Here is a 24897-nt window from a genome sequence, read left to right on the forward strand (position 1 = left end):
AACACCGCGTGAAGGCTGTTGTCGTTCTCGTCCCGCTTCAACCGCTGCCCCGAAGTGCAGCCCGTCAAGCGGGGCGCGAATTATGCATAGATGCATTGGATTTGGGAACCCTTCGCACAAGATTTTTTTCTTGACGCTCGCAGAGCGCTTGCCGAAGGTGGGGGCCGTCCCTCCTGGTGGTGTTGCCATGCGCGCTCTTCGTCTTCTTCTGCTCTCTGTGCTTGCGTCCTTCCTGCTGCCCGCGTGTGCCAGCGGCGGGGACTGGGTCGAACTTGCGGGCAACCGCTACACCGTCGAAATCGCCGCGACCGACGAGGCGCGCGCACGTGGGTTGATGTTCCGCGACACGCTTGAGGACGGACACGGGATGCTCTTCATCCATGACAGCGAGGCGCCGCAGGCCTACTGGATGAAGAACACGCGTATCGCGCTCGACATCCTCTATTTCGACGATGCCCGCAGACTGGTGTCACAGCAGCGCGATGTCCCGCCGTGCTCCGGCGGCAATCGTTGCCCCTCGTATCCGAGCGAAGGCCCTGCGCGCTATGTCCTCGAACTCAACGCAGGGGAAGCGCAACGGATCGGCTTGAAGGACGGCGAGACGCTCATGCTGTCGCCGTCGATCCCGGTGCCCTGATCCACGCGTTTCGAACGACTGGATCGCCATGCGGACGTCGACATCATGAGTGCGGAATTGGAGCTGCCCGACTGGGCGTCGTTATCGGGCACCCCTGACACGGCGATGCCGCTGTTTGCCTGTGCCTTGCTGATTGCGCGCGACGAATACCCAGCACTCGATGTCGCGCGGTGCGACGCGGTACTGCAGGCGCATGCGCGCCACCTGCAGATCGAAGTCGATGCTATCGGTCCGACGCCGCTGAAGATGCAGGCGATCAACCGGTATCTGTTCGAGGAAGCCGGTTATGCCGGCAACCACGATGCCTACTACGATCCGCGCAACAGTTATCTCAACGAGGTGATCGAGCGCCGGCTCGGCAATCCGATCACGCTCGCGGTGGTGCAGATGGACGTCGCGCGCCGGCTCGGCGTAGCCCTGGAAGGCATTTCCTTCCCGGGCCACTTTCTCGTCAGCCTGCCGGTGGGCGACGGGATGCTGGTGATGGACCCGTTCAACGGCGGTCGTCCGCTGGGTATCGAGGAACTGCGGTCCCGCGCCTCGCCGCACGTCGACGGTGGGCCGCCGGACGACGACACGCTGGCCGGGCTGCTGCGCCCGGCAACGCCCCGGATGATGCTGATGCGCATGCTGCGCAATCTGCATGGCACCTACGCCGAAGCGGAAGACTGGGCGCGCGCCGTGCGCTGCGCCGATCGGCTGCTGTCACTGTCGAGGGATGCGCCCGATGCATTGCGCGACCGCGGACTGGGGTATCTGGCGCTGGGCCACGTGACCGGCGCGCGCGAGGATCTGCGGAACTACGTGATGCGGTATCCGGATGCGGCCGATGTGGATGCGGTGCGTGAGCAACTGGTTCAGATCGGACGCGCGCGCGACCGCGCGCATTAGATGTCGTGTCAGCGGGACCCAGCGCGGCAAGCGCCGGGATCGACGAAGCGCTCAGTGGTCCAGTTCAGAGCACCATCATCTCGAAATCGTCCTTGGTGACGCCGCAGTCGGGGCAGGTCCAGGTCTCGGGCACATCGGCCCACCGCGTGCCCGGGGCAATGCCCTCGTCAGGAATGCCGACGGCTTCGTCGTAGATGAAACCGCAGACTACGCACATCCAGGTCTGGAAGGCGCCCTGCGTCGTCGGATCGTTCATCGGATAATGACCATATGCGGCATTGGAAACAGTGTCGCATTGTCCCATCGCGCTCCCCCCACCGGAACCCACGTCGATGAACGCACCCCCGTCCGCACCGCGCGGCCTGTATCTGCTCACACCCGACGTCGCCGAAACCGCGCAGCTGCTGGCCCAGGTCACTTCCGTTCTGCCGCATGCCACTTGGCTGCAGTACCGCAACAAACACGCCGATGCCGCGCTGCGCCGGACACAGGTGCAGGCCCTGCTACCGCTGTGCCGCGCGACCGGCGTGCCGTTGATCGTCAACGACGACTGGCAGCTTGCGGCGGATCTTGGCGCGGATGGCGCGCATCTGGGCGAGGACGACGGTGCGCTCATCGACGCACGCACGGCACTGGGCGCCGACGCGATCCTCGGCGCTTCCTGCTACGACGACCTCACGCTGGCCCGGCGCGCGGTGGAGGCCGGCGCGAGCTATGTCGCGTTCGGCGCGTTCTTCCCCTCACCGACCAAGCCCGACGCACGCGTCGCGCGCAAATCGTTGCTGCGCGATGCGCAGACGCTCGGCGTGCCGCGGGTGGCGATCGGTGGCATCACGCCGGAGAATGCCCGGCAGCTCGCAGCCGCCGGCGCCGATCTGGTCGCCGTCATCAGCGGCGTCTTCGCCGCGCGCCATCCGGCGTCCGCCGCGCACGCCTATCGCGCCGCGTTCGACCTTTGAATCTTCTTCCTTCTGGAGTCTCCATGGATACGTCCCGCTCGCATGCCCTGTTCGAACGCGCCCGCAGCTTGCTGCCCGGCGGCGTCAATTCGCCGGTGCGCGCATTCAAGTCGGTGGGCGGCGAACCGTTCTTCGTGCAGCGCGCTGACGGCCCGTACCTGTTCGACGTCGACGGCAACCGCTACATCGATTACGTCGGGTCCTGGGGGCCGATGGTCGTCGGTCACAACCACGCGAGCGTGCGCCAGGCGGTCAAGCGCGCGATCGGTGACGGCCTGTCCTTCGGCGCGCCGACCGAAGCGGAGATCACGATGGCCGAGCGCCTGACCGCGCTGGTGCCATCGATGGAGATGGTCCGCATGGTGAACTCAGGCACCGAGGCCACACTGTCGGCGATCCGACTGGCGCGCGGCGCGACGGGGCGCACCAGCATCGTCAAGTTCGAGGGCTGCTACCACGGTCATGGCGACTCGTTTCTGGTCAAGGCAGGCAGTGGCGCACTCACCCTGGGCGTGCCGACCTCGCCGGGTGTGCCGAAAGCGCTGGCAGATCTGACCCTGACCCTGCCCTACAACGATTTCGACGCAGCGACCGCGCTGTTCGACGAGGTAGGCGCCGACATCGCAGGCCTGATCATCGAACCCGTCGTCGGCAATGCCAACTGCCTGCCGCCGCGCGACGGGTATCTGCAGCACCTGCGCGATCTGTGCACGCAGCATGGCGCGCTGCTGATCTTCGACGAAGTGATGACCGGCTTCCGTGTCGCGCTGGGCGGCGCGCAGGCGCGTTACGGCGTGGCGCCGGATCTCAGCACGTTCGGCAAGATCATCGGCGGCGGCATGCCGGTCGGTGCCTATGGCGGACGTCGCGACCTGATGGAACAGATCGCGCCGGCCGGGCCGATCTACCAGGCCGGCACGCTGAGCGGCAATCCGGTGGCGATGGCGGCGGGCCTGGCGATGCTGGAGCTGGTGTCCGCGCCCGGTTTCCACGACGCGCTCGAAGCCAGCTCGAACGCGTTGTGCGACGGTCTGGAAGCCGCCGCGCGCGATGCCGGCGTGCCCTTCACCACGACGCGTGTCGGCGGCATGTTCGGCCTCTTCTTTACTGACGAGGCGTATGTGGATACCTACGCCCAAGCCGTCGCCTGCGATACCGCCACGTTCAACCGCTTCTTCCACGCGATGCTTGAGCGCGGGGTGTTCCTGGCGCCTTCGGCATTCGAGGCCGGCTTCATGTCGTCGGCCCACGACGCCGCCGTGATCGATGCGACGCTCGAGGCCGCGCGCGGCGCGTTCGCCGAACTGGCAGCCGCATGAGCGCGCCCGCGCCCGAGACGGAACGCGACGAACGCGCCAATCCGTTCGAGCGCGACCTGCTGCCTGCAAGCCCCGATGGACTGCGCAACCGGATGTACCGGTTGCTGTTCCACCACGAGACGCCCGCCGAGCGCAATTTCGACATTGCGCTGATCGTCACCATTCTGGTCAGTGTGATCGTGGTGCTGCTCGACAGCGAACCGGCAGTGAAAGACCGCTGGCATTCCGCGCTGCTCGCAGCGGAGTGGGCGTTCACCATCGTGTTCACCATCGAATACGGCCTGCGCCTGTGGGCGGTGCGGCGACCGCTGCGCTATGCGACGAGCTTCTTCGGGATCATCGACCTGCTGGCGATCCTGCCCAGCTATCTGTCGCTGCTGTTCGCCGGCAGCCAGTACCTGCTGGTGATCCGCGTGTTGCGGCTGCTGCGCGTGTTTCGCGTGCTCAAGCTGGTGCAGTACTCCAGCGAGGCCAGCGTGCTGATCACCGCGATGGCGCGCAGCCGGCGCAAGATCTCGGTGTTCGTGTGCGCGCTGATCACCATCGTCGTGATCTTCGGCGCACTGATGTACGTGGTCGAAGGCCCCGAGCATGGCTTCACCAGCATCCCGACCGGCATGTACTGGGCCGTGGTGACGATGGGCACCGTGGGCTTCGGCGACATTTCGCCGGGCACCCCGTTCGGGCGCTTCGTGACGTCGATCCTGATCCTGATCGGCTACAGCATCATCGCGGTGCCGACCGGCATCTACACCGCGGAACTCGCCAGTACGCTACGCCCGAAGCGGCGCCACGTGCGTTGCCGCGAATGCGGATTGCAGGACCACGAACAGGAAGCCTGGCACTGCCGCCGCTGCGGCAGCGGCTTGCCGCCGGAAGAACCGACGCCGTGAAAACCCCGCCGCCGGTGCGGCTGGTGCTGTTCGATTTCGATGGCGTGCTGGCGCGCTACTCGCGCCACGCCCGGCTCGCGTCTCTGGCGCGCGTCGCCGGCTGCACCCCGGCCCGCGTGGCCGAGGTGCTGTTCGATTCCGGGCTGGAGCGCGCCTACGACAGCGGCGCGCTCGGTACCGCGACCTATCTGCAACGGCTGGGCGACGGGCTCGGCTGCAGGATCGATCCCGCCACGTGGATCGACGCCCGGGTCGCCGCGATGATGGCGGATCCCGCGGTGCTGGCACTTGTCGCGGCAGTGGCCTCGCGGGCGCAGATCGGCGTGCTCACCAACAACGGCGCACTGCTGCTCGACGCCATGCCCCGCATCGTCGCGCCGCTGTTCCCTCTGCTTGACGGCCGCGTGCTGTGCAGCGGCGCGCTGGGCGTGCGCAAACCGGACCGCGCGATCTTCGACAAGGCCCTCGCACACTTCGACGCGCGCGCGCAGGAGACCCTGTTCGTGGACGACCTGTTCGTCAACGTCCAGGGCGCACGGGTGGCGGGCCTACACGCCGACACGGTCGTCGACGCGCGGTCGATGCGGAAGCTACTGCGGCGTTACGGTCTGGCCTGAAGCCTGTCGAGCGCCGCGCGCAACGTCATCGCGAGCCCATCGAGTACGGCGCGGGCCGCTGGCGCAGGCGGCGCAGCCGGATAGATCCGCATCAATCCGTCACCGGACATACGCGGTTGCACGTGCAGATGCACATGCGGGACTTCCTGGCCGCCGGCCTCGCGGTTGGACTGCCACAGGTTGAGGCCGTCCGGCGCGAAGGCGCGACCGGTCGCGCGTGCGATGCGGACCGCAACGCGCATCAGCTGCGCGGCGGTGTCTTCGTCCAGGTCGAACAACGTTTCGACGTGCTGGCGCGGCACCACGAGCACATGCCCGGGCACCGCCTGCCGCAGGTCCATGAAGGCGACCACCTGGTCGTCTTGGTGGACGAGACTCGCGGGGAGTTTGCCCGCAAGGATCGCGCAGAACGCGCAGCCGTACGCGATGGACTCAGCCGGCGGCGACGGCATCGGCGATCGCCGCGCGCAGGCGCGCCAGGCCGTCGGCGATGTCGGCGTCGGTGATGTTGAGCGCCGGCACGAATCGCAGCACATCGGGGCCGGCCCGCAGCATCAGCAGGCCGTGGCGCGCGGCGTGGTCGAGGATCGTCGCGGCCTTGCCGGCATGCTCGGGGCGCAGCACGGCGCCGAGCATCAGTCCGCGGCCGCGGACTTCCGAGAACAGGCCGAACTCGGCATCGAGCGCGGCGAGACCGTCGCGCAGCGCGCGCGACTGGCGCGTCACGTTCGCGGCGATTTCCGGCGACGCCAGCTTGCGCAGCGCGACACGCGCGACGGCAGCGGCCAGCGGATTGCCGCCGAAGGTGGTGCCGTGGTCGCCGAACTGCATGGCCTCGGCCACCTTCGGGCCGGCCAGCAATGCGCCGATCGGAAAGCCACCGCCGAGCGCCTTGGCCAGGGTGACGATGTCAGGGACGACGCCGTCCTGGGTATGCGCGAACAGGGTGCCGGTACGGCCCATGCCGCACTGGATCTCGTCGAGCACCAGCAACGCCCCGTGGCGGTCGCACAGCGCGCGCACCGCGGCCAGATAGCCGTCGGCGGCCGGCATCACCCCGCCCTCGCCCTGCACGGGTTCGAGCATGACGGCGGCGACATCGCCATCGGCCATCGCGGCGTCGAGCTGGGCGATGTCGTTGAAGTCGACGTAGCGGAAGCCGCCGGGCAGCGGCTCGTAACCGGCCTGGTACTTGGGCTGCGCGGTCGCGGTGACCGCGGCCAGCGTGCGGCCGTGGAAGCTGCCGCGCGCGGTCACGATGACCCGGCGCTCGGGGCTGCGGCCCTGCGCGGTGGCCCATTTGCGCACGAGCTTGATCGCCGCCTCGTTGGCCTCGGTGCCGGAATTGCACAGGAAGGTGCGCGTGGCGAAGCCGCTGGCGTCCACAAGCTCCGCAGCCAGCCGCAGCGGCGGTTCGCTGAAGAATACGTTGCTGGTATGCCACAGCTTGCCGGCCTGTTCGACCAGCGCGGCAACGAGATCAGGATCGTTGTGGCCGAGGCCGCAGACGGCGATGCCGGCAGACAGGTCGACGTACTCGCGGCCTGCGTTGTCCCAGACGCGCGCGCCGTCGCCGCGCTCGAGCACGAGTTCGCGTGGCCGGTAGACGGGCAGCACATGGCGCTGGGCGAGGGCGATGAGATCGGCGGCGGAGGACATGGACGGCGGCTTCGACAGGCGTGGGGCGCCGATTGTACGGGGGTGGGTGCGACTCACGTGGTCATCAGATGGCGCAACTCCCGCCCGGCCACCTCCGTGGAGACCAGACGCGTGTCGCGTCCGAGCTGGAAGGTGGTGCCCACCGCTCCTTTCGGCAGAGTTCGTTGCGCAACGCGAGTCGGATGCGTGCTTTGGCTCCAGGCGGCGACATCCGGAAGCGCCCTCATCCGCCTTCTCCCAAAGGGACCAGGCGGCGATGCGCTTGGGTTCGGAAAGAAAAGCCCTTGTGACACGCTCAGTCGAGAAACAGATCCGGCATCAGCGGCTGCGCGGGGTCGATCGCATAGGTGTCGAGATCGGTGATGCCGGCCTCGGCCAGGACCTCGTCGTCGATCAGGAAGCGGCCGTGGAAACCGGCCGCCTCGCGCACCAGCACCGCATGCGCGGCATCGCCCATGATCGTCGGGCTGCGGCCGTTGCCGCGCTCGACGCCTGGGATCATGTTCAGGGCATCGGTGCCGATCAGCGTACGCGGCCACAGCGCATTGACCGCGACGCCCTGCGGCCCGAACTCGGCGGCGAGCCCCAGCGTGACGAAGCTCATGCCCATCTTCGCCAGCGTGTAGCCGGTATGCGGCGCCCACCACTTGGGGTCCAGTGACGGCGGCGGGCAGAGGGTCAGGATGTGCGGGTTCGGCGCGTTCAACAGATGCGGCAGGCAGGCCTGCGCGCACAGGAAGCTGCCGCGGGAATTGACCCCCTGCATCAGGTCGAAACGCTTCATCGGCGTATCGAGCGTGCCGCGCAGCCAGATCGCGCTGGCGTTGTTGACGAGGATGTCGATGCCGCCGAAGGCATCGACCGTCGCGGCCACGGCGGCGCGCACCTGGTCCTCCTCGCGGATGTCGCACCTGAGTGCCAGCGCCCGGCCACCGGCCGCCTCGACGCTGCGCGCGGCGTTGTGGATCGTGCCGGGCAGCTTGGGATTGGCGACCTCTGACTTGGCGGCGATCGCGACATTCGCGCCGTCGCGCGCGGCGCGTTCGGCGATCGCCAGTCCGATGCCGCGCGAGGCGCCGGTGATGAAAAGGGTCTTGCCGGCGAGGGTCGACATGCGGCGGTCCTGGCTGCGATGGAGTCGTCGCCATTATGCGCGCGGGGTCTCCGACACGTTCAGTCAGCGGCGCGATACTGACGCCTCTCCCGCCGCAGGATCCGCCGATGCGCCACGTTGTCGCCCTCGCGCTGTTCGCCCTCACCCTGGCCGCGTGCGATGCCGCGCCGACGGTCGCTGCGCCTGTCGCGCCCATGCCCGCCGCGGACACGCCCGCGCCCGCGTCCGCCGATGCCTCACCGCCGACGGAGGTCTCCCACGATCTCGCCGACGCAGCCGACGGCGACCTGGTGGTGAGCGCGAAGTCGGTCTGGCAGGGTGATCTCTCGACCTGCCGCACCGGCGCCGCAGGCGTCGACGACTGCCTGCTGTCGACGATGCGCGCCGCAGGCGCCTCGCCCGAGGCACTGGCGGCCAGCACGCGACTGATCGCGCTCGGCAACCCGGGCCATGTCAGCGCCTGGCGCGAGGTCGAGGGCGTCGGCCATGCCGAGATCACCTACCCATTCCGCGCCAACACTAACCAGGGCCTGTGGCTGGTCGATAGCGACGGGCGCGCGGTGGATATCGACGAGAACGTGCTGCCCGCGGGCGCGGTGCGGCTGCGCGGCGAACTCAAGCCGTTCCTCGATGCGCATCCTGATGCGATGCCGTTCGCGCCGGCGCAGGCGGTCGGCAGCGAGGCGCTGCCCGCCGGCGGCGTGCGCCTGCGTTTCGATGTGCCCATGCGCACCTGCCATGCCTGCGCGGACGTCGGCACACTGGAACTGGGTTACGACTTCGACGCCGACCGCCACTACGAGGGCCGCAGCGTCATCGCGTTGCGCGAAGCGCGATGAGCCGCGCCTGCTGACGTAAGCGCGAGCCCGGGCGGGCTCAGGGCTTGGGCCCCTGCCCCTCGTTGTCTTCCCATTTCAGGATTTTCCGCGTCACCACGCGGTAAACCGGCTTGCCGGTGCGGAACCAGACATCGCGCAGCCACGAGGTGCGCTTGAGCACGCGCTTTTCAACCGGCGTGAGCGACGCGCGGCAGTACATGCGCTTGTGCTTGAGCAGGTGGCGTAGGTCCTCGCGCGCCAGCAGCCGCATCCAGCGCGAACGCGGATCGCCACGCACCGCGAGCTGGAAATCGATGATCGCCGGGCGCCCGTCGTCGAGCACCAGCCAGTTGGCCTCTTTCGCCAGATCGTTGTGGGCGAGGCCGCGGCGATGCAGGCCCTGCAACAAGCGGCGCGCGCGGCGGAAATAAATGAGATCGCCATGCGGCGGGCGCTGGTACATCGCATCGCCCGGCATGTAGCTGCGATCGAGCTGGCGCCCGTTCCACTGGATCAGCTGCGGCACGTCCTGCATGCCGGCCACCGCCGCGAGTCCGCGCGCTTCGCGCCGCGCCAGCCACCACGCGGGCAGCCGCAGCCACAACGGCACGTGGCGCAGGTCACGGCGCACGAACAGGCCGCCATCGGCGCCGCGCATCAGCGAGATGCGGCCGAAACTGTCGGACTTCAGCGCTTGCGCTTCGGTGGGCCCGGGGGCCTTGGCATCGGGTGCGGACATCGCCTCATTGTACGGAGCGATGCCATGGGCAGGCGGCTGGTCACCGGCGCCGCACGCTTCACTCCAAAAGCGGCCCGCCCCCTGGCCCGCACGCTTGCGTGACGCGGTCTGAGCGCCGGCGCCCGCATCGCTGGGCTGCGGCTTCGCCGACAGCCGTCCGACCGGCGCGGTCCGGGGACGGTCATCGACCGCTGTCATAATTGGTCGATGCTCACTGACTTCTTCAACAGCCTGGTGACGTGGGTGGGCAACCACCCGGTCGCGGCCGGCTTCGTGATCTTCCTGATCGCCTTCTGCGATTCGGTGATCATCCTCGGCGCGATCGTCCCGGCCCTGCCGATCCTGTTCGCGATCGGCGTGCTGATCGGTCTGGGCGAAATTTCCGGGCCCTACGCCGTGGCCTGTGCCGCGCTCGGCGCGATGGCCGGTGATGGTGTGAGCTACTGGGTCGGGCGCCGCTGGGGCCACGGTCTGCGCACCGTGTGGCCTTTCAGCAAGTACCCGCAGCTGCTCGACCGCAGCGAACTGGTGTTCCGGCGCAATGCGATCAAGAGCATCCTGATCGCGCGCTACGTCGGTCCGATCCGCCCGTTCGTGCCGGCCATCGCCGGCATCGCGCACATGCCGTTGCGCCAGTACCTGCCGATCAGTGTCGCAGCCTGCATCTCCTGGGCCGCTCTGTTCCTGGCGCCGGGCTGGCTGTTCGGCGCGTCCTACGACGCGGTGGCGGCGGTCGCCGACCGGTTGGCACTGGTACTCGGCGCGCTGCTGGCGGTATTGGCGCTCGCCTGGGCGATCGTCATCTACAGCTACCGCTGGTTCGACGCGCACGCCAACTCCCTGCTGGCGCGCCTGCTCGCATGGTCGCGCGCGCATCCCTGGCTGGGGCGCTACGCCATCGCGCTGGTCGATCCCAAACGTCCGGAATCGGCCTCGCTGGCGATCCTGGCGGTCTGCCTGCTGGCCATCGGCTGGGCCTGCTTCGGGTTGCTGGCCACGGTGATCATGCGCGGCGAGCCGCTGTTGATCGACCAGACCGTGTTCCAGTTCATGTACGAGCTGCGCAATCCGCTGGCCGACCGGCTGATGGCCGGGCTGGCCTCGATCGGCGATGTGCATGTGCTCGGCCCCGCGGTCGCGCTGACGCTGGCATGGCTAATCTGGCGCCGCCGCTGGCTGGGCGCCGCGCACTGGTTGGCCGCGCTGGCCTTCGGCATGGCGCTGACCGCATTGCTGGGCGCGGTGATCGACATGCCCAAGCCGCCCACCGTGCACGGCGGCTTCGGCTTCCCGGCGGTCGAGATCACCCTGTGCACGATCGTGTTTGGCTTCTTCGCCGTGCTGATCGCCCGCGAGCTGCCGGGGCGCACGCGCGTATGGCCGTATCTGGTGTCGGCTGTGGTCGTGGCGGTGCTGGGCTTCGCGCGGCTGTATCTCGGCGCGCACTGGCTCAGCGACATCGTCGGCGGCATGCTGCTCGGCGTGGTCTGGCTGCTGGTGCTGGGCATCGCCTACCGGCGCCACGTCGAGCGCTCGTTCTGGATGCGGCCGGTCGCGGCGATCTTCTACATCACCTTTGCCGTGGCCGCGCTGTGGCACGCGCCGCGCGCGGTGGATCCGCTGCTCGCGAAGTTCGCGCCCAAGCCCTCGACGGTCACGCTGTCGGCGCAGGACTGGTGGGCATCGGACTGGACCCGACTGCCCGGCCAGCTGCGCGAGCGCGACCCGGCCCATCGTTGGCCGCTGGACCTGCAGATCGCCGGCCCGCTGGGTCCCTTGCAGGCGCAGCTCGAAGCCCAGGGCTGGCGAGTACAAGCGCAGGCCGACTGGATGCGCGTGCTCAATCTACTCGATGACAGCGTGCCGCAGGTCGAACAGCCGGTGTTGCCGGCGACGCTGGATACGCTGTCCGAAAGCCTGCTGATGCGCCGCGACAGTGACGCCGACCGGGTCGAAGTGCTGCGCCTGTGGCGCGCACCGGCAGTGCTCGATAACGGGGCCGAGCTGTGGCTGGGTACCAGCCAGTCGATGCTCTATACCCGCCCGTTCGGTGCATTCGGCCTGTGGCAGCCCCAGCCCGATGCGTACGGCGTGCACCGCGGCCTGCGTGAGGTGCTCGACGCCTTCCCGTCGCGCGAGGAGGTGCATCCGCAGTCGGGTGTGCCGACGCTGCGGGTGCGCACGACCGCCGGCTCAGTCGTCGTCGACGACGTCGACCAGCCGTAGCAGGGTTTCCAGCCGCTCGTCCGGATCGTCTAATTGCAGCAGCTGCTGGCGGTGCGGCTGCTCCAGCGGCAACAGTTCGGCGAGCCGCCAGCCCACCCAGGCCGCATCGTCGAAGTGCGGCTCCGGGAACGCCTGGTCCGCACCGTCGATGTGTTCGAGGATCTTGCGCAGCACCACGCCGAGCAGCGCGTGCTCGGGCTGCAGATCGATCACCGGATCGGCGGCGCACCAGTCGACATCGGCGATGATCAGGCCGCTGTCGCGCACCCGCGTGCGGCGCACGTGGAAGCGGCGCGCGCCGCGCACGCGCAGCGTCAGCAGGCCATCGGGGCCGGTGTCGAAATCCTCGATGCGCGCTTCGGTGCCGACCCCGGCGGGCGTCGCCGGCGCACCGGACTCATCGCCGTCGAGGATCAGGCAGATGCCGAAACCGCTGCCGCGGCGACCACACTCGCGGACGAGATCGAGATAGCGCGGCTCGAACACGCGCAGGCCCAGCGCGGCGCCGGGCACCAGCACGGTGCGCAGCGGAAACAGCGGCAATGAGGTGTCGTCGTGCATGCGCCCAGTGTACGCAGGCCGATGCGAACGCTCAGTCGCGCAGACGCTGCGCGAATCGACGCGGCGCGCCGTCGAAGCCGCCGTTGGACATGAAGACCACATGGTCGCCAGGCTGCACGCACGCGCCAAGTTCGGCCAGCAGCGCGTCGACATCGGCGACCGCGTGCGCTTCGCCGCGCACGGCCGCCACGACCGCACCGGCATCCCACGCCAGTTCCGGGCGATGCAGGAACACGACCGCATCGGCGACATCGAGAGACGGCGCCAGCGCCTCCGCATGCGCGCCCAGACGCATCGAATTGCTGCGCGGCTCCATCGCCACGACGATGCGCGCATCGCCAACCCTGGCCCGCAGGCCGGCGAGCGTGGTCGCGATCGCGGTGGGGTGATGGGCGAAATCGTCGTAGACGGTGATCTCGCGCGCCGTGCCGAGCACTTCCATCCGCCGTTTGACGCTGCGGAACGCCGCGAGTGCAGGCAACAGTGACGTGATATCGACACCGACCGCCGCGCAGGCGGCGAGCGCGGCAAGTGCGTTGAGCACGTTGTGGTCGCCGAGCAGCGGCCATTCGACCGTGCCGATCGACGCGCCATCACGCAGCACCTCGAACACACTGCCGTCGTCGCTGCGCTTCACCGCGCACCACTCGAATGCAGCATCGAAACCGAAGCGCTCCACCGGCGTCCAGCAGCCCATCGCCAGCACTTCGTCAAGACGCGCGTCGTGACCGTTGACGATCAACCGTCCGCGCGCCGGCACCGTGCGCACCAGATGGTGGAACTGGCGCTGGATCGCGGCGACATCCGGAAAGATGTCGGCGTGGTCGAACTCGAGGTTGTTGAGGATCGCGACCGTCGGCCGGTAGTGGACGAACTTGCTGCGTTTGTCGAAGAAGGCGGTGTCGTATTCGTCCGCTTCCACGACGAACTCGCGTCCACTGCCGATGCGTGCCGACACGCCGAAATCCTCGGCGACGCCTCCGATCAGGAACCCCGGCGCGCGGCCGGCGGCTTCGAGCAGATAGGACAGGATGGTCGTCGTCGTGGTCTTGCCATGGGTGCCGGCGACGGCGAGCACTTCGCGACCGGGCAATACGTTGTCGCGCAGCCACTCGGCGCCGGAGGTGTAGGCGCGTCCGGCATCGAGCACCGCTTCCACCGCGGGATTGCCGCGCGAGAGCGCGTTGCCGACGACGACCTGGTCGACGTCGTCGCCGATGTGCGCCGGGTCGTAGCCCTGATGCAGGGTGATGCCCAGCGTTTCGAGCTGGGTCGACATCGGCGGGTACACGGCCTGGTCGCTGCCTTCGACCGCGTGGCCGAGTTCGCGCGCGAGCGCGGCGACGCCGCCCATGAAGGTGCCGGCGATACCCAAGATATGAAGTTTCACGAAGCCGATTCCTGGACGATCAGAAGACAAGCGGCGAAGTCATGCATGCCCGGCACCGTCTCCCCCTCTCCCCCTGGGAGAGGAATGGGGTGAGGGACGCGGTCGGCATGCTCGCAGGACCCGCCCGGACCCTGCCGCCGCTGCGCTCAGGCGGCCGCCTGCTCCCGACCGATCGCCTTGACGATGCGGTCGAACACCGCGTCGAGCGAGCCGACGCCGTCGACGACGGTCAGCTGGTCATGATCGCGATAGAACGCGATCACCGGCGCGGTCTGCTGGTCGTACACGTTGAGACGGTGACGCACGGATTCGGGGCTGTCGTCGGCGCGGCCCTCGGCCTGGGCGCGGCCGGCGAGACGGGCGATGATCTGCTCGTTGTCCACTTCCAGCTGCACGGCAGCGTCGAACGGCGTACCCAGCTTCACCAGCAGCGCGTCGAGCGCGGCAGCCTGGGCGAGATTGCGCGGATAGCCGTCGAGGATGAAACCCGAGGCCGTGTCGTCGCGTGAGAAGCGGTCTTCCAGCATGCCGAGCAGGATCTCGTCGGACACCAGATCACCGCGCGCCATGATCGCCTTGGCCTCGAGGCCGAGCGGCGTGCCGGCCGCCACTTCGGCGCGCAGCAGATCACCGGTGGAGATGTGCGGCACCCGCAGATGGTCCTTCAACCGCGCCGCCTGCGTGCCCTTGCCCGAACCGGGCGCACCGAGAAGAACCAAACGCATCGAACGCTCCTGCAACTGTGGGGAATCGCGCCACCGCCCCGACGTACACTCGGACGACACGGCGGCAGACGGCCGCGCCAGCTTACCGTATCCCGCCACGACCCATTGAAAGGACACGCGCAATGACGTCCGGAACCCTGCTCTACGCCCAGTCCGGCGGTGTCACCGCCGTCATCAACGCCACCGCGTCCGCGGTGCTGCAGGAGGCGCGCAGCCGGCGCGTCAAGGTACTCGCGGCGCGCAACGGCATTCTTGGCGCGCTGCGCGAGGATCTGGTCGATGCGTCGAAGATTCCGCTGGCCACGGTGCGCGCGCTCGCGCACACACCGGGCGGCGCATTCGGCTCGTGCCGTTACAAGCTCAAGTCGATCGAGGCCGACCGCGCCAAATACGAACGCCTGATCGAGGTGCTGCGCGCGCACGACGTGCGCTGGTTCCTCTACAACGGCGGCAATGATTCGGCCGACACCGCGCTCAAGGTCTCGCAACTCGCCGCGCAGTTCGACTATCCGCTGACCTGCATCGGCGTGCCCAAAACCATCGACAACGATCTCGCGGTGACCGACTGCTGCCCGGGTTTCGGTTCGGCGGCGAAGTACACCGCGGTCTCGGTGCGCGAAGCCGCGCTCGACGTCGCCGCGATGGCCGATACCTCGACCAAGGTGTTCGTCTACGAGGCCATGGGCCGGCATGCCGGCTGGCTGGCCGCGGCGGCAGGCCTGGCCGGGCAGGGTCCCGATGACGCACCGCAGATCATCCTGTTCCCCGAACGCGATTACGACGAGGCCGCGTTCCTCGCCCAGGTGCAACGCGTCGTCGAGCGCGTGGGCTGGTGCGTGGTCGTCGCCAGCGAAGGCATTCGCGACAAGGACGGACGCTTCGTCGCCGATGCCGGCGGCGGCCAGGATGCGTTCGGCCATACCCAGCTCGGTGGCGTGGCCTCGCATCTCGCCGGCCGGGTCAAGGACACGCTGGGCTACAAGGTGCACTGGACGCTGCCCGATTACCTGCAGCGCTCGGCACGGCACGTGGCGTCGAAGACCGATGTCGACCAGGCGATGGCGGTCGGACGCGCGGCGGTGCAGTTCGCGCTCGCCGGCCGCAACGCGACGATGCCGTCGATCAAGCGCACGTCGGAGTCGCCCTACCGCTGGACCATCGAGGCCGCGCCGCTGGAGAAGGTGGCCAACCACGAGAAGATCATGCCGGCCGGCTTCATCCGCCGCGACGGCTTCGGCATCACCGCCGCTGCGCGGCGTTATCTCGAGCCGCTGATCCGCGGCGAGGCGCCGCCGCCATATGGCCGCGACGGGCTGCCGAAGTACGTGACGGTCGATGCGCCTGCCGTGCCAAGGCGCCTGCCGGACTGGACCGGCTGACGCCTGTTCGGCGCGGCGTTCAGCCCGGCACATTGAAACCGGCCGCGCGCGCCCGATACAGACCAGTCCCCGCACGCCGCCGGTCCCGATGCCCGAACTGCCCGAAGTCGAAACCACCCGCGCCGGCCTGGCGCCGCATGTGCTCGGCCGCACGATTCGCAGCGTCGTGCTGCGGCGGCCGGACCTGCGCTGGCCGATCGCCGGCGAAGTCTCGAGCGTGTTGCCCGGGCAGCGCGTCGAAGCGATCCGTCGACGCGCGAAGTACCTGCTGCTCGACACCGATGCCGGCAGCGCGCTGCTGCACCTGGGCATGTCCGGGAGCCTGCGCGTGCTCGATCCCGACGTGCCGGTGCGTGCGCACGACCATGTCGATATGACACTCGATTCCGGCCAGGTACTGCGCTTCAACGATCCACGCCGTTTCGGCTGTCTGCTGTGGCAGCCGCGCGGCGAAACCCATGCCCTGCTGCGCGATCTCGGTCCGGAACCGCTCGACGATGTCTTCGATGGCGACCATCTGTTTTTCGCCAGTCGCGGCCGCCGGGCGCCGGTGAAGACCTTCCTGATGGACCAGCGCATCGTCGTCGGCGTGGGCAACATCTACGCGGCCGAGGCGCTGTTCGCCGCCGGCATCTCGCCAGTGCGCGACGCCGGGCGCATTTCGCGCGAACGCTATGCGCGACTGGCCGCCGAGGTAAAGCGGATCCTGGCGTACGCGATCCATCGCGGCGGCACCACGCTGCGCGACTTCATCAGCCCCGACGGTGCGCCCGGCTACTTCGAACAGGAACTCTCCGCCTACGGACGCGGCGGCCTGCCGTGCCCGGCCTGCGGCACCTCGCTCCGGCAGGCACTGGTGGGCCAGCGCGCCACCGTCTGGTGCCCCCGCTGCCAGCGCTGAGGGCCGGCCGCGACGGCACTGGATAAGCGCTATAGTCGCGGCGCGGGACGAGGGCGGGTCATGAGCGAGAGTCAGACTGCCGAGATCACCCAGTGGCTGGATGCCGCGCGCGGCGGCGATCGCGACGCGCTCGATCGCGTGCTCGCCACGCTCTACCAGGAGCTGCACCAGATGGCCCGGCGCCAGCTCGCCGGCCAGCATGGGCATACGCTCGATGCCACCGCGCTGGTGCACGAGGCCTACCTCAAACTGATCGGCCGTCACGAAGCGCGCTTCGATGACCGCGCGCATTTCTTCGCCTATGCCGCCTCTGCGATGCGCAGCGTCGTCGTCGACTACGCGCGGCAACGCCTGGCGCAGAAGCGTGGCGGTGATCTGCACCGGGTGACCGAACTGCCGGAGAACTTCGAAAGCGGCCTGCGGCTGGACGAGGACACGCTGGCGCTGGACATCGCGCTGACCCGATTGGCCGCGGTCGATGTGCGCCTCGCCCACGTGGTGGAGCTGCGTTATTTCGCCGGCCTGTCGGAACTGGAGATCGCCGCGCTTCTGGAGCGATCAGAGCGCAGCATCCGGCGCGACTGGCAGAAGGCGCGGATGTATCTGCTGGCGTCGTTGCGGGAAGACTGAGCGCTGCGCATGGACAGCGCGCGCTGGCAGCGGCTGTCCCCGGCCCTCGATGCGTTGCTCGAACTCGACGCCGATGGGCGCGCCGCGGCGCTCGCCACGTTGCACCAGGGCGATCCCGATTTCGCCGCCGAACTCGAAGCCCTGCTGGCGCTGGAAGCCGATCGCGAGGATTTCCTCGCCGAGCCGATCGTCGCCGCGCTGTCGGGCATGTTGCCGGGCCGCCATGTCGGCCCCTACGAACTCGAGCGCCTGCTCGGCGAAGGCGGCATGGGCCAGGTGTGGCTCGCGCGACGCGCCGACGGCCTGTACGAGCGCCGGGTCGCGCTGAAACTGCTGCGGCCGGGACTGGCCGATCCCGACCTGCGCCTGCGCTTCACCCGCGAGCGGCAGATCCTCGCGCGCCTGGAACATCCGCACATCGCGCGCCTGCTCGATGCCGGCATCAGCATCGATCAGCAGCCCTATCTCGCCCTGGACTACATCGACGGCGAGCCGGTCACCGACTGGTGCAGGCGGCATCAGCCCGGGGTCGCCGACCGCATCCGGCTGTTCCTGCAGGTCTGCGACGCGGTGAGCCACGCGCACACCAACCTGATCGTGCACCGCGACCTCAAGCCGTCGAACATCCTCGTCACCGCACTCGACGACGTGCGCCTGCTCGATTTCGGCATCGCCAAGCTGCTCGACACCTCCGGCCAGGCATCGGAGGCCACGCGCACCGGCCTGCGCGCATTCACCCTGCACTACGCCGCACCCGAGCAGATCCGCGGAGAACCGGTCACGACGATGACCGACGTGTACTCGCTCGGTGTGGTGCTGTACGAACTGCTCGCCGGACGCAAGCCCTACCAGCCCGCGCGCGCCAGCGATGCGCAGTGGGAGCAGGCGATTCTCGACGCCGATCCGCCCCGGCCATCGCAGACGCTGCTGCGCGGCACGGAGGATGGCGTGGAGCCGCTGCAGCGCCGGCGCATGGCGCGTGCGATCGCCGGGGACCTCGACACCATCGTGCTGCGCGCACTTGCGAAGGCACCTGCCGATCGCTACGCATCAGTCGAAGCATTCGCGCTCGACCTGCGCCGCTGGCGCGAGGGCAGGCCGATCCTCGCACGGCCGCAACGCCTGTCGTATCGCGTGGGCAGATACCTGCGCCGGCATCGCTGGGCGGTCTCGAGTGCGACGCTGGTGGCCTTGACCCTGGTCGCATCGATGGTCGCGGTGACCTGGCAGGCGAACCAGGCGATCGAGGAATCGGCACGCGCTCAGGCGATGCAGGATTTCGTCGTCGGCCTGTTCGAACAGGCCGGCGCCTCGGCCGGTGGTGCACCGCTCGACATCCGCCAGCTGCTGGAGGCCGGGGTGCAGCGGGGCGATGCAGAGCTGGCGCACCAGCCGGTCGCCCGCGCCGAACTCTATGGCGTGATCGCGCGACTGCGGCTCGGACTGGGCGATTACGAGCAGGCGCTGGCGCTGCTCGAGCGCCAGTCGATGCTGGTGCGCGGCATGCCCGATCCGCCCCCAAGCCTGCGCCTGCAATCGGCCAGCGATCACGGGCGCACCTTGCGGTTGCTGGGCCGGCCACGCGATGCGATCGCCTGGATGCAGCCGCAGCAGTCGCTGGCACTGCAGCGCGAACAGGTGCTGCCGCGCCAGGCCGCCGAACTCTATACGCAGCTGGGGCGCGGCCGACGCGACATCGGCGAGCCGGACGCCGCGCGCCTGCTGTTCCGCCGCGCCCTGGCCTTGCGGCGCGACAGCCCGGTCCCGGACGAAGCCGGCACGATCGAAAGCCTCGCCGATCTGGCCTCGCTGCACAGTGCCGCCGGCGAAATCACGGCGGCGCTCGCAGCCACCGACGCCGCCCTCGCACGGCTGCGACAGCGTCTCGATGCGCGGCATCCGCTGGCGGTCGAATTGCTGCGCACCCGCTGCGCGCTGCTGCGCGCGGACGGGCGGACGCGTCCGGCCGAGGCGAGCTGCCGTGAGGCGCTGGCGCTCGCGCTTGACCTGCATGGCGCGCGGCATCCGGCGACGCTCGATGCACGCCGGCAGCTCGCCGCCCTGCACGTCGACCAGGGGCGGTTCGCCGAAGCCGATGCGGAATTCCGTGATGCACTGGTCTGGACCGTCGCGCGGCTGGGTGCACGCCACGCCGATGTCGCCCGCATCCACAACAGCCTCGGCATCGTGGCCTGGGAGCGCGGCGACGAAGCGGCCGCGCTCGAATCGCTGGCCCGCACGGTCGACATCTGGCGCCAGACCAGTCCCAACGCCATGCTCGCCGACGGCCTGTTCAACCACGCCATGGTGCTGCATGCCATCGGCCGCCAGGCCGAGGCGAAACCGCTCCTGCTCGAAGCGCTTGCCCTACGCCGCGCACGCTTTGGCGCAAGGCACGGGCTGGTCGGTGACACGCTGCGCATGCTCGGCGAAGTGGAGGCTGCGCTCGAACCCGGCGCGGGCACCCGTGATCTCGAAGACGCGGCCGCCATCACCGCAGCGGCCTACGGCCCACAGCATCCCAACGCACTGCGCGCGGCGCTTTCCCGCGATCGCATCGCCGCCGACGCCGGCGATGCAGATGCGATGGCAGGACTGGACCGCCTCGCACGCACGCCGCCCGACGACAGCGAACTGCGCAAGATCGCATGGGTGGCACGCGCCCATGCCGCAGCCCTGCGATGCGCCGCGCCTGGCGCCGCCACTGCACGCAATGATCTCGCGGTACTCGCTAGTCAGGTGCGCACGGCGCAGCCCGAAGGCGGCGCGATTACTCGGGAAATCGACGCGGCCCGACGGCGCTGCGGCTCACTGATCGCACGCCGCTGACGCGCTGAGCGGGTCAGACCAAGGGCAGCGAAGGCTGCACCGGCTCGATCCGTCCCTCGCCGCGCACGATGCGCTTGAACTCCGCGCGGCTCACCGACACATAGCGCTCGTTGCCGCCGATCTCGACCTGCGGCCCGTCCTGCACCGCGTAGCCCTGCTCGTCGACGCGCACGGTCATCGTGGCCTTCTTGCCGGTGTGGCAGATCGTCTTGATCTCCGACAGCTCGTCTGCCCACGCCAGCAGGTGCTGGCTGCCTTCGAACAGCTCGCCACGGAAATCGGTGCGCAGGCCGTAGCACAGCACCGGAATCCGCAGCGCATCGACGACTTCCGACAGCTGCCAGACCTGGGTCTGCGACAGGAACTGCGCCTCGTCGACCAGCACACAGTGCAGGCTGCCATCGCCGTCAACCAGCGCGCGGATGCGGCCGAGCAGATCGTCGGTGCGCTCGAACGCGATCGCATCGGCCGACAGCCCGATCCGCGACGCGACACGCCCCACGCCCGAACGATGGTCGAGCCGCGGCGTCAGCAAGGCGACGCGCATCCCGCGCTCGCGATAGTTGTGCGCGCTCTGCAGCAGCGTCGTGGTCTTTCCGGCGTTCATCGCCGAGTAGTAGAAGTACAGCTTGGCCATGCGGCCATTCTACCGGCGGGCTTCAGGCCCGGCGGAGGCCCGAACGCTACAATGCGCATCGCTGACAGACGTGGTCCCGATGCACGGTCTCAACCCCCAACAAGCCCAGGCGCTCGGCCATGTCGAGGGTCCGTTGCTGGTGCTCGCTGGCGCTGGCAGCGGCAAGACGCGCGTGATCGTGGAGAAGATCGCGCATCTGATCCAGTCGGGCCGCTATCCGGCCAAACGCATCGCGGCGATCACGTTCACCAACAAGTCCGCCAAGGAGATGCGCGAGCGCATCGCCCGGCGCATCCGCGGCGACGCGGCGGACGGACTGACGATCTGCACCTTCCATGCGCTCGGCCTGAAGATGCTGCAGATCGATCACGCCAAGCTCGGACTGCGGCGCGGTTTCTCGATCTTCGACGCCGACGACAGCGCGTCGCAGATCAAGGATCTGCTGCCGGGCGTCAAGCCGGACATGATCCAGCTGCTGCAGGGCCTGGTGTCGAAAGCGAAGAACGCCGGCCTGTCGCCGGAGCAAGCGCACAACGTGGCAATCAGCGCGCGCGAGTTCGAGGCCGCCGCGCTGTATGCGCGCTATCAGGAACGCCTGACCGCGTTCAACGCGGTGGATTTCGACGACCTGATCCGTTTGCCGGTGCAACTGCTCGAGTCCGACGAGGACGCGCGCGACGCGTGGCGCGAGCGCATCGGCTATCTGCTGGTCGACGAGTGTCAGGACACCAACGACGCGCAGTACCGTCTGCTCAAGGCGATCGCCGGCCCGAAGGGCAACTTCACCTGCGTGGGCGACGACGACCAGAGCATCTATGCCTGGCGCGGCGCGAATCCGGAGAACCTGACCGCGCTGGGCGAGGATTATCCGACCTTGCGCATCGTCAAGCTCGAACAGAACTACCGCTGCAGCAACCGCGTGCTGCGCGCGGCGAACGCGCTGATCGCCAACAATCCGCACGAGCACCCCAAGACACTGTGGAGCGCGCAGGCCGACGGCGAGCGCATCCGCATCTGGGAGTGCCGCGACAGCGCGCATGAGGCCGAAAAGGTCGCCGGCGAGATCCAGTTCCTGCAGTCCTCGCGCCAGGTGGAATGGAGCGAGTTCTGCATCCTGTTCCGCAGCAACCATCTGTCGCGCCCGCTGGAGAAAGCGCTGCAATTGCTGCGCGTGCCGTATCACCTGAGCGGCGGCACGGCGTTCCTGGACCGCGGCGAGGTCAAGGACGCGATGTCCTGGCTGCGCATGCTGGCCAACCCCGACGACGATTCGGCCTTCCTGCGCGCGGTGCAGTCGCCGGCGCGCGGCGTCGGTCAAACCTCGCTGGCGCGGTTGTCGGAACTGGCGCGCGCGGCCGACATGCCGATGTCGCGCGCGATCGAGTCGATGGGCCTGCTCAAGCAGTTGCCGCCGCGCGCGGCGAATGCGCTCAGCGAGTTCGGCGACATCCTGCGCGGGCTGCGCGAGGACGCGCGCCGGTTGCCGGCCGGCGAACTGGTGCGCGAACTCAACGAGCGCTCCGGGCTGATCGCGATGCTCAAGGCCCAGTGCAAGAGCGATGACCTGTTCCGGATCCGCTCCGGCAACCTCAACGAACTGGCCGACTGGTTCGAAGGCGCGCGCGGCGCAGGCCCCGGCGAACTGGCCTCGCAGCTCGCGCTGCTGAGCCACGCCGACAAGGGCGACCCCGGCAACCAGGTGCGGCTGATGAGCATGCACGCGGCCAAGGGACTGGAGTTCCGCTACGTCTTCATCATCGGCATGGACGACAAGACCCTGCCGCACGAGTCGAGCATCGATGAGGGCCGCATCGACGAGGAGCGGCGCCTGCTCTACGTGGGCATCACCCGTGCGAAGGAGCAGCTGTGGTTGAGCCATCCGCGCGAGACCCAGCACTGGGGCCAGAAGCTGCGGCTCACGCCGAGCCGGTTCTTCGAAGAGCTCCCCGCCGCCGAGGTCCAGCGCGACGGTGCCGATCCCGTCGCCGACGCTGCCCGCAAACGCGAGCGCGCCGATCACGGATTCGCTGCGATCAAAGCGCTGCTGGAAAGCTGACCTGTAGGAGCGGCCTCGGCCGCGAAGCGCTTTCCCGGTGGAGCCTTCGCGGCCAAGGCCGCCCCCACAGGAATCCAGCCGTCAGACCGGCAAGCGTGCCGTCAGCGCGTCCAAGGCATCGCGCAATGCGGCGACCTCGGCTTCGAGCGCTTCGACACGGGCCGCGAGACCCGCATCGCCTGCAGATTCGCGCGCGGGACCGGCTGCGGCGATGGCGGCCACATCGACCGGACCGCACAGCAGATGCGCATAGCGGTCCTCGCGGCGCCCGGCCGACGGCGGAATGCGCACGGCCAAGCCTTTTCCGGCCAGACGCTCGAGATGATGGCGCGCGTCGTCGGCATCGGCGAAGGGATGCATGCGCTCGCTGCGCGTCACAAGCTCGGCGAGGGTCTGCGCGCCGCGCAGCATCAGCAGCGCCAGCAGTACGACCTGCGGCTGCGGGACATCGAGCGCGGTGCCCAGCACGTGCTCGTGCCGCTCGGCGCGCGAGGAAAACGACTGCCGGGCGAATCGGTGGCCTTCCAGCTGCCGCAGCGCGTGCTGCACGTCGCCGAACGAGGCCGACATCACCGGCTCGCGCGCGGTCTTCTGGTTCGCCGCCGACTGCGCAGCGTTGACGGTCAGCGGATAGACGTCGGGCGTGGTCGCCTGCTTCTCCACCAGACAGCCGAGCACGCGCGCCTCGATCGGGGTGAGTCTGGGCCAGCGGTCGTGGTCCTGCGCCTGTGCGTCCATTGAAGTTCCAGCCTCGAAGGGGGCGACAGGATGCGCCCCGCATGCCGGCCTGTCATGTTCGCAACGACTGCGGCCGTTAAACTCGCGTGTTCACACGATGACGACGGACCCGCCCATGCGCATGACCGCACCCGCCCTCACCCTGCTTGCCGGCGCATTGCTGCTGGCCGCCTGCAAGCCGACGACGCCTGCCGCCGCACCTGCGGACGCCGCTGACCCAGCCGCGCCCACCACCTCCGTGCCGCAGGCGCCAGCCGCGACCGCCCCCAGCGACAACCTCAACGCGGTGCTGTGGATCCAGCGCTCCGAGGAGTACCGCGCAAACAGCCTGTCGATCTTCCGCGCCGCCGCCGACCACCTCGACGACGCGCTGGCCGAGAAGAACTGGGATGCCTTGGTGCCGGAAGAGCGCGAGTTGATCGGTGATGCGACCGCGCTGCCGCCGGCCGTGATCATGGACATCGACGAGACCGTGCTCGACAACTCGCCCTATCAGGCGCGGCTGATCCAGAACGGTCTGGAGTACGACGAAGTCACCTGGGCGCAGTGGGTCGCCGAGAAGAAAGCCAAGCCGGTGCCGGGCGTGCTGGAGTTCGCCAAGGCGGCCGAGGCCAAGGGCGTGACCATCCTGTACCTGTCCAACCGCGCCCAGCACCTGCAGGACGCGACGCTTGCGAACCTACGCGCCGAAGGATTGCCGGTGAAGGACGAGAGCGTGTTCCTCGGCCTGGGCACCTTCGTCGAAGACTGCGAACAGAACGGCACCGAGAAGACCTGCCGCCGTCGCCTGGCCGGTCGCGACTACCGTGTGCTGATGCAGTTTGGCGATCAGCTGGGCGACTTCGTCGACATCCTCGCCAATACCCCCGAGGCCCGCACCGAGCTGCTCGACACCTACGGCGACTGGTTCGGCGAGCGCTGGTGGATGCTGGCCAATCCGAGCTACGGCGGTTGGGAACCGGCCCAGTTCAACAACGCCTGGGACCAGCCCACAGGCGCCCGCCGCGAGTTGAAGCGCAATGCGCTCGAACTGGCAAACTAACAAAATCAATTACTTGAATCACACTATTTGAAGTGTTGCATCAGGTATCCGGACGCGGTAGCCTGCGTCCGCCACACCATGTCCTCCGGCCCTGCCGGCTTGAAGGGAGACGAAAGTCTCCCTTTTTTTATGCTGCG

24 protein-coding genes are annotated in these 24897 nt (G+C 68.8%); 14 read left to right on the plus strand and 10 right to left on the minus strand.

What is annotated here, in order from left to right; all coding sequences use genetic code 11:
* The first annotated feature begins 187 nt into the window (after nt 1–187).
* Both J2W68_RS16865 and J2W68_RS16870 read left to right on the plus strand, forming a co-directional pair.
* Entirely contained in the window at nt 188–637 is a 450-nt protein-coding gene (locus tag J2W68_RS16865; RefSeq protein ID WP_310238428.1) for a DUF192 domain-containing protein, read from the plus strand.
* Nucleotides 638–682: 45 nt separating this feature from the next.
* Nucleotides 683–1528: a SirB1 family protein gene (locus J2W68_RS16870; RefSeq protein ID WP_310238267.1), complete on the plus strand. Its 846-nt coding sequence runs from the start codon at nt 683–685 to the stop codon at nt 1526–1528.
* A gap of 64 nt (nt 1529–1592) precedes the next feature.
* Here J2W68_RS16870 and J2W68_RS16875 read toward each other — a convergent pair whose 3' ends face one another.
* Nucleotides 1593–1784 (minus strand): rubredoxin, encoded by a 192-nt coding sequence (locus J2W68_RS16875; RefSeq protein WP_430539766.1) that lies wholly within the window; start codon nt 1782–1784, stop codon nt 1593–1595.
* 76 nt (nt 1785–1860) lie between these two features.
* On the opposite strand from J2W68_RS16875, the gene thiE reads away from it, so the two are divergent.
* From thiE to J2W68_RS16895, 4 genes are read left to right on the plus strand one after another with little or no spacing between them, the layout of a single operon-like run.
* Complete coding sequence (gene thiE / locus J2W68_RS16880) at nt 1861–2487, plus strand: thiamine phosphate synthase (protein WP_310238274.1); 627 nt, start codon at nt 1861–1863, stop codon at nt 2485–2487.
* Nucleotides 2488–2510: 23 nt separating this feature from the next.
* A complete protein-coding gene (gene hemL / locus J2W68_RS16885; RefSeq protein ID WP_310238277.1) occupies nt 2511–3806 on the plus strand; it encodes a glutamate-1-semialdehyde 2,1-aminomutase in 1296 nt (431 codons plus the stop codon).
* The gene (locus J2W68_RS16890) at nt 3803–4699 is read left to right on the plus strand and encodes an ion transporter (RefSeq protein ID WP_310238280.1); all 897 of its coding nucleotides are present in this window, start codon (nt 3803–3805) and stop codon (nt 4697–4699) included. The genes hemL and J2W68_RS16890 overlap by 4 nt, the downstream gene beginning before the upstream one ends.
* The gene (locus J2W68_RS16895) at nt 4696–5316 is read left to right on the plus strand and encodes an HAD-IA family hydrolase (RefSeq protein WP_310238282.1); all 621 of its coding nucleotides are present in this window, start codon (nt 4696–4698) and stop codon (nt 5314–5316) included. Before J2W68_RS16890 ends, J2W68_RS16895 begins: the two co-directional genes overlap by 4 nt.
* Here J2W68_RS16895 and J2W68_RS16900 read toward each other — a convergent pair.
* From J2W68_RS16900 to J2W68_RS16910, 3 genes are all read right to left on the minus strand, one after another.
* Nucleotides 5301–5768, minus strand: a complete 468-nt coding sequence (locus J2W68_RS16900) for an HIT family protein (RefSeq protein WP_310238284.1) — start codon at nt 5766–5768, stop codon at nt 5301–5303. The two genes, J2W68_RS16895 and J2W68_RS16900, sit on opposite strands and share 16 nt — an antisense overlap.
* A complete protein-coding gene (locus J2W68_RS16905) occupies nt 5749–6975 on the minus strand; it encodes an acetylornithine transaminase (RefSeq protein ID WP_310238287.1) in 1227 nt (408 codons plus the stop codon). The genes J2W68_RS16900 and J2W68_RS16905 overlap by 20 nt, the downstream gene beginning before the upstream one ends.
* Before the next feature lie 295 nt (nt 6976–7270).
* Nucleotides 7271–8089: an SDR family oxidoreductase gene (locus J2W68_RS16910; protein ID WP_310238289.1), complete on the minus strand. Its 819-nt coding sequence runs from the start codon at nt 8087–8089 to the stop codon at nt 7271–7273.
* A gap of 107 nt (nt 8090–8196) precedes the next feature.
* On the opposite strand from J2W68_RS16910, the gene J2W68_RS16915 reads away from it, so the two are divergent.
* Complete coding sequence (locus tag J2W68_RS16915; RefSeq protein WP_310238292.1) at nt 8197–8928, plus strand: hypothetical protein; 732 nt, start codon at nt 8197–8199, stop codon at nt 8926–8928.
* A gap of 37 nt (nt 8929–8965) precedes the next feature.
* Here J2W68_RS16915 and J2W68_RS16920 read toward each other — a convergent pair whose 3' ends face one another.
* The gene (locus J2W68_RS16920; protein WP_310238295.1) at nt 8966–9646 is read right to left on the minus strand and encodes a serine/threonine protein kinase; all 681 of its coding nucleotides are present in this window, start codon (nt 9644–9646) and stop codon (nt 8966–8968) included.
* A gap of 207 nt (nt 9647–9853) precedes the next feature.
* On the opposite strand from J2W68_RS16920, the gene J2W68_RS16925 reads away from it, so the two are divergent.
* Nucleotides 9854–11872 (plus strand): bifunctional DedA family/phosphatase PAP2 family protein, encoded by a 2019-nt coding sequence (locus J2W68_RS16925; RefSeq protein ID WP_310238297.1) that lies wholly within the window; start codon nt 9854–9856, stop codon nt 11870–11872.
* Here the strand turns inward: J2W68_RS16925 and J2W68_RS16930 are convergent.
* From J2W68_RS16930 to J2W68_RS16940, 3 genes are all read right to left on the minus strand, one after another.
* Nucleotides 11840–12433: an LON peptidase substrate-binding domain-containing protein gene (locus J2W68_RS16930; protein ID WP_310238299.1), complete on the minus strand. Its 594-nt coding sequence runs from the start codon at nt 12431–12433 to the stop codon at nt 11840–11842. The two genes, J2W68_RS16925 and J2W68_RS16930, sit on opposite strands and share 33 nt — an antisense overlap.
* Before the next feature lie 31 nt (nt 12434–12464).
* Nucleotides 12465–13832, minus strand: a complete 1368-nt coding sequence (gene mpl, locus J2W68_RS16935) for a UDP-N-acetylmuramate:L-alanyl-gamma-D-glutamyl-meso-diaminopimelate ligase (protein ID WP_430539767.1) — start codon at nt 13830–13832, stop codon at nt 12465–12467.
* 137 nt (nt 13833–13969) lie between these two features.
* Complete coding sequence (locus J2W68_RS16940; protein ID WP_310238303.1) at nt 13970–14548, minus strand: adenylate kinase; 579 nt, start codon at nt 14546–14548, stop codon at nt 13970–13972.
* A 122-nt stretch (nt 14549–14670) separates the two neighbouring features.
* Here J2W68_RS16940 and J2W68_RS16945 point away from each other — a divergent pair, with 122 nt between their 5' ends.
* The 4 genes from J2W68_RS16945 to J2W68_RS16960 all read left to right on the plus strand — a co-directional run bounded on the left by J2W68_RS16945 (nt 14671) and on the right by J2W68_RS16960 (nt 20287).
* Nucleotides 14671–15927, plus strand: a complete 1257-nt coding sequence (locus J2W68_RS16945; RefSeq protein ID WP_310238305.1) for a 6-phosphofructokinase — start codon at nt 14671–14673, stop codon at nt 15925–15927.
* Between the two features lie 88 nt (nt 15928–16015).
* Nucleotides 16016–16828: a bifunctional DNA-formamidopyrimidine glycosylase/DNA-(apurinic or apyrimidinic site) lyase gene (mutM, locus tag J2W68_RS16950; protein WP_310238307.1), complete on the plus strand. Its 813-nt coding sequence runs from the start codon at nt 16016–16018 to the stop codon at nt 16826–16828.
* Between the two features lie 60 nt (nt 16829–16888).
* Nucleotides 16889–17458: an ECF-type sigma factor gene (locus tag J2W68_RS16955; protein ID WP_310238309.1), complete on the plus strand. Its 570-nt coding sequence runs from the start codon at nt 16889–16891 to the stop codon at nt 17456–17458.
* A 9-nt stretch (nt 17459–17467) separates the two neighbouring features.
* Entirely contained in the window at nt 17468–20287 is a 2820-nt protein-coding gene (locus J2W68_RS16960) for a serine/threonine-protein kinase (RefSeq protein ID WP_310238311.1), read from the plus strand.
* A gap of 13 nt (nt 20288–20300) precedes the next feature.
* Here J2W68_RS16960 and J2W68_RS16965 read toward each other — a convergent pair whose 3' ends face one another.
* Nucleotides 20301–20924, minus strand: a complete 624-nt coding sequence (locus J2W68_RS16965; protein ID WP_310238313.1) for a thymidine kinase — start codon at nt 20922–20924, stop codon at nt 20301–20303.
* 79 nt (nt 20925–21003) lie between these two features.
* Between J2W68_RS16965 and J2W68_RS16970 the strand changes: the two genes are divergently transcribed.
* On the plus strand, nt 21004–22980 hold the full coding sequence (locus J2W68_RS16970) for a UvrD-helicase domain-containing protein (RefSeq protein ID WP_310238315.1): 1977 nt from the start codon (nt 21004–21006) through the stop codon (nt 22978–22980).
* A gap of 81 nt (nt 22981–23061) precedes the next feature.
* Here J2W68_RS16970 and J2W68_RS16975 read toward each other — a convergent pair whose 3' ends face one another.
* The gene (locus tag J2W68_RS16975) at nt 23062–23718 is read right to left on the minus strand and encodes a YceH family protein (protein WP_310238317.1); all 657 of its coding nucleotides are present in this window, start codon (nt 23716–23718) and stop codon (nt 23062–23064) included.
* A 121-nt stretch (nt 23719–23839) separates the two neighbouring features.
* On the opposite strand from J2W68_RS16975, the gene J2W68_RS16980 reads away from it, so the two are divergent.
* The gene (locus J2W68_RS16980; protein ID WP_310238319.1) at nt 23840–24760 is read left to right on the plus strand and encodes a 5'-nucleotidase, lipoprotein e(P4) family; all 921 of its coding nucleotides are present in this window, start codon (nt 23840–23842) and stop codon (nt 24758–24760) included.
* Nucleotides 24761–24897: the final 137 nt, after the last annotated feature.

The organism is Luteimonas terrae, assembly GCF_031457535.1.
In the GTDB taxonomy this organism is placed as follows: Bacteria; Pseudomonadota; Gammaproteobacteria; order Xanthomonadales; family Xanthomonadaceae; genus Luteimonas; species Luteimonas terrae_A.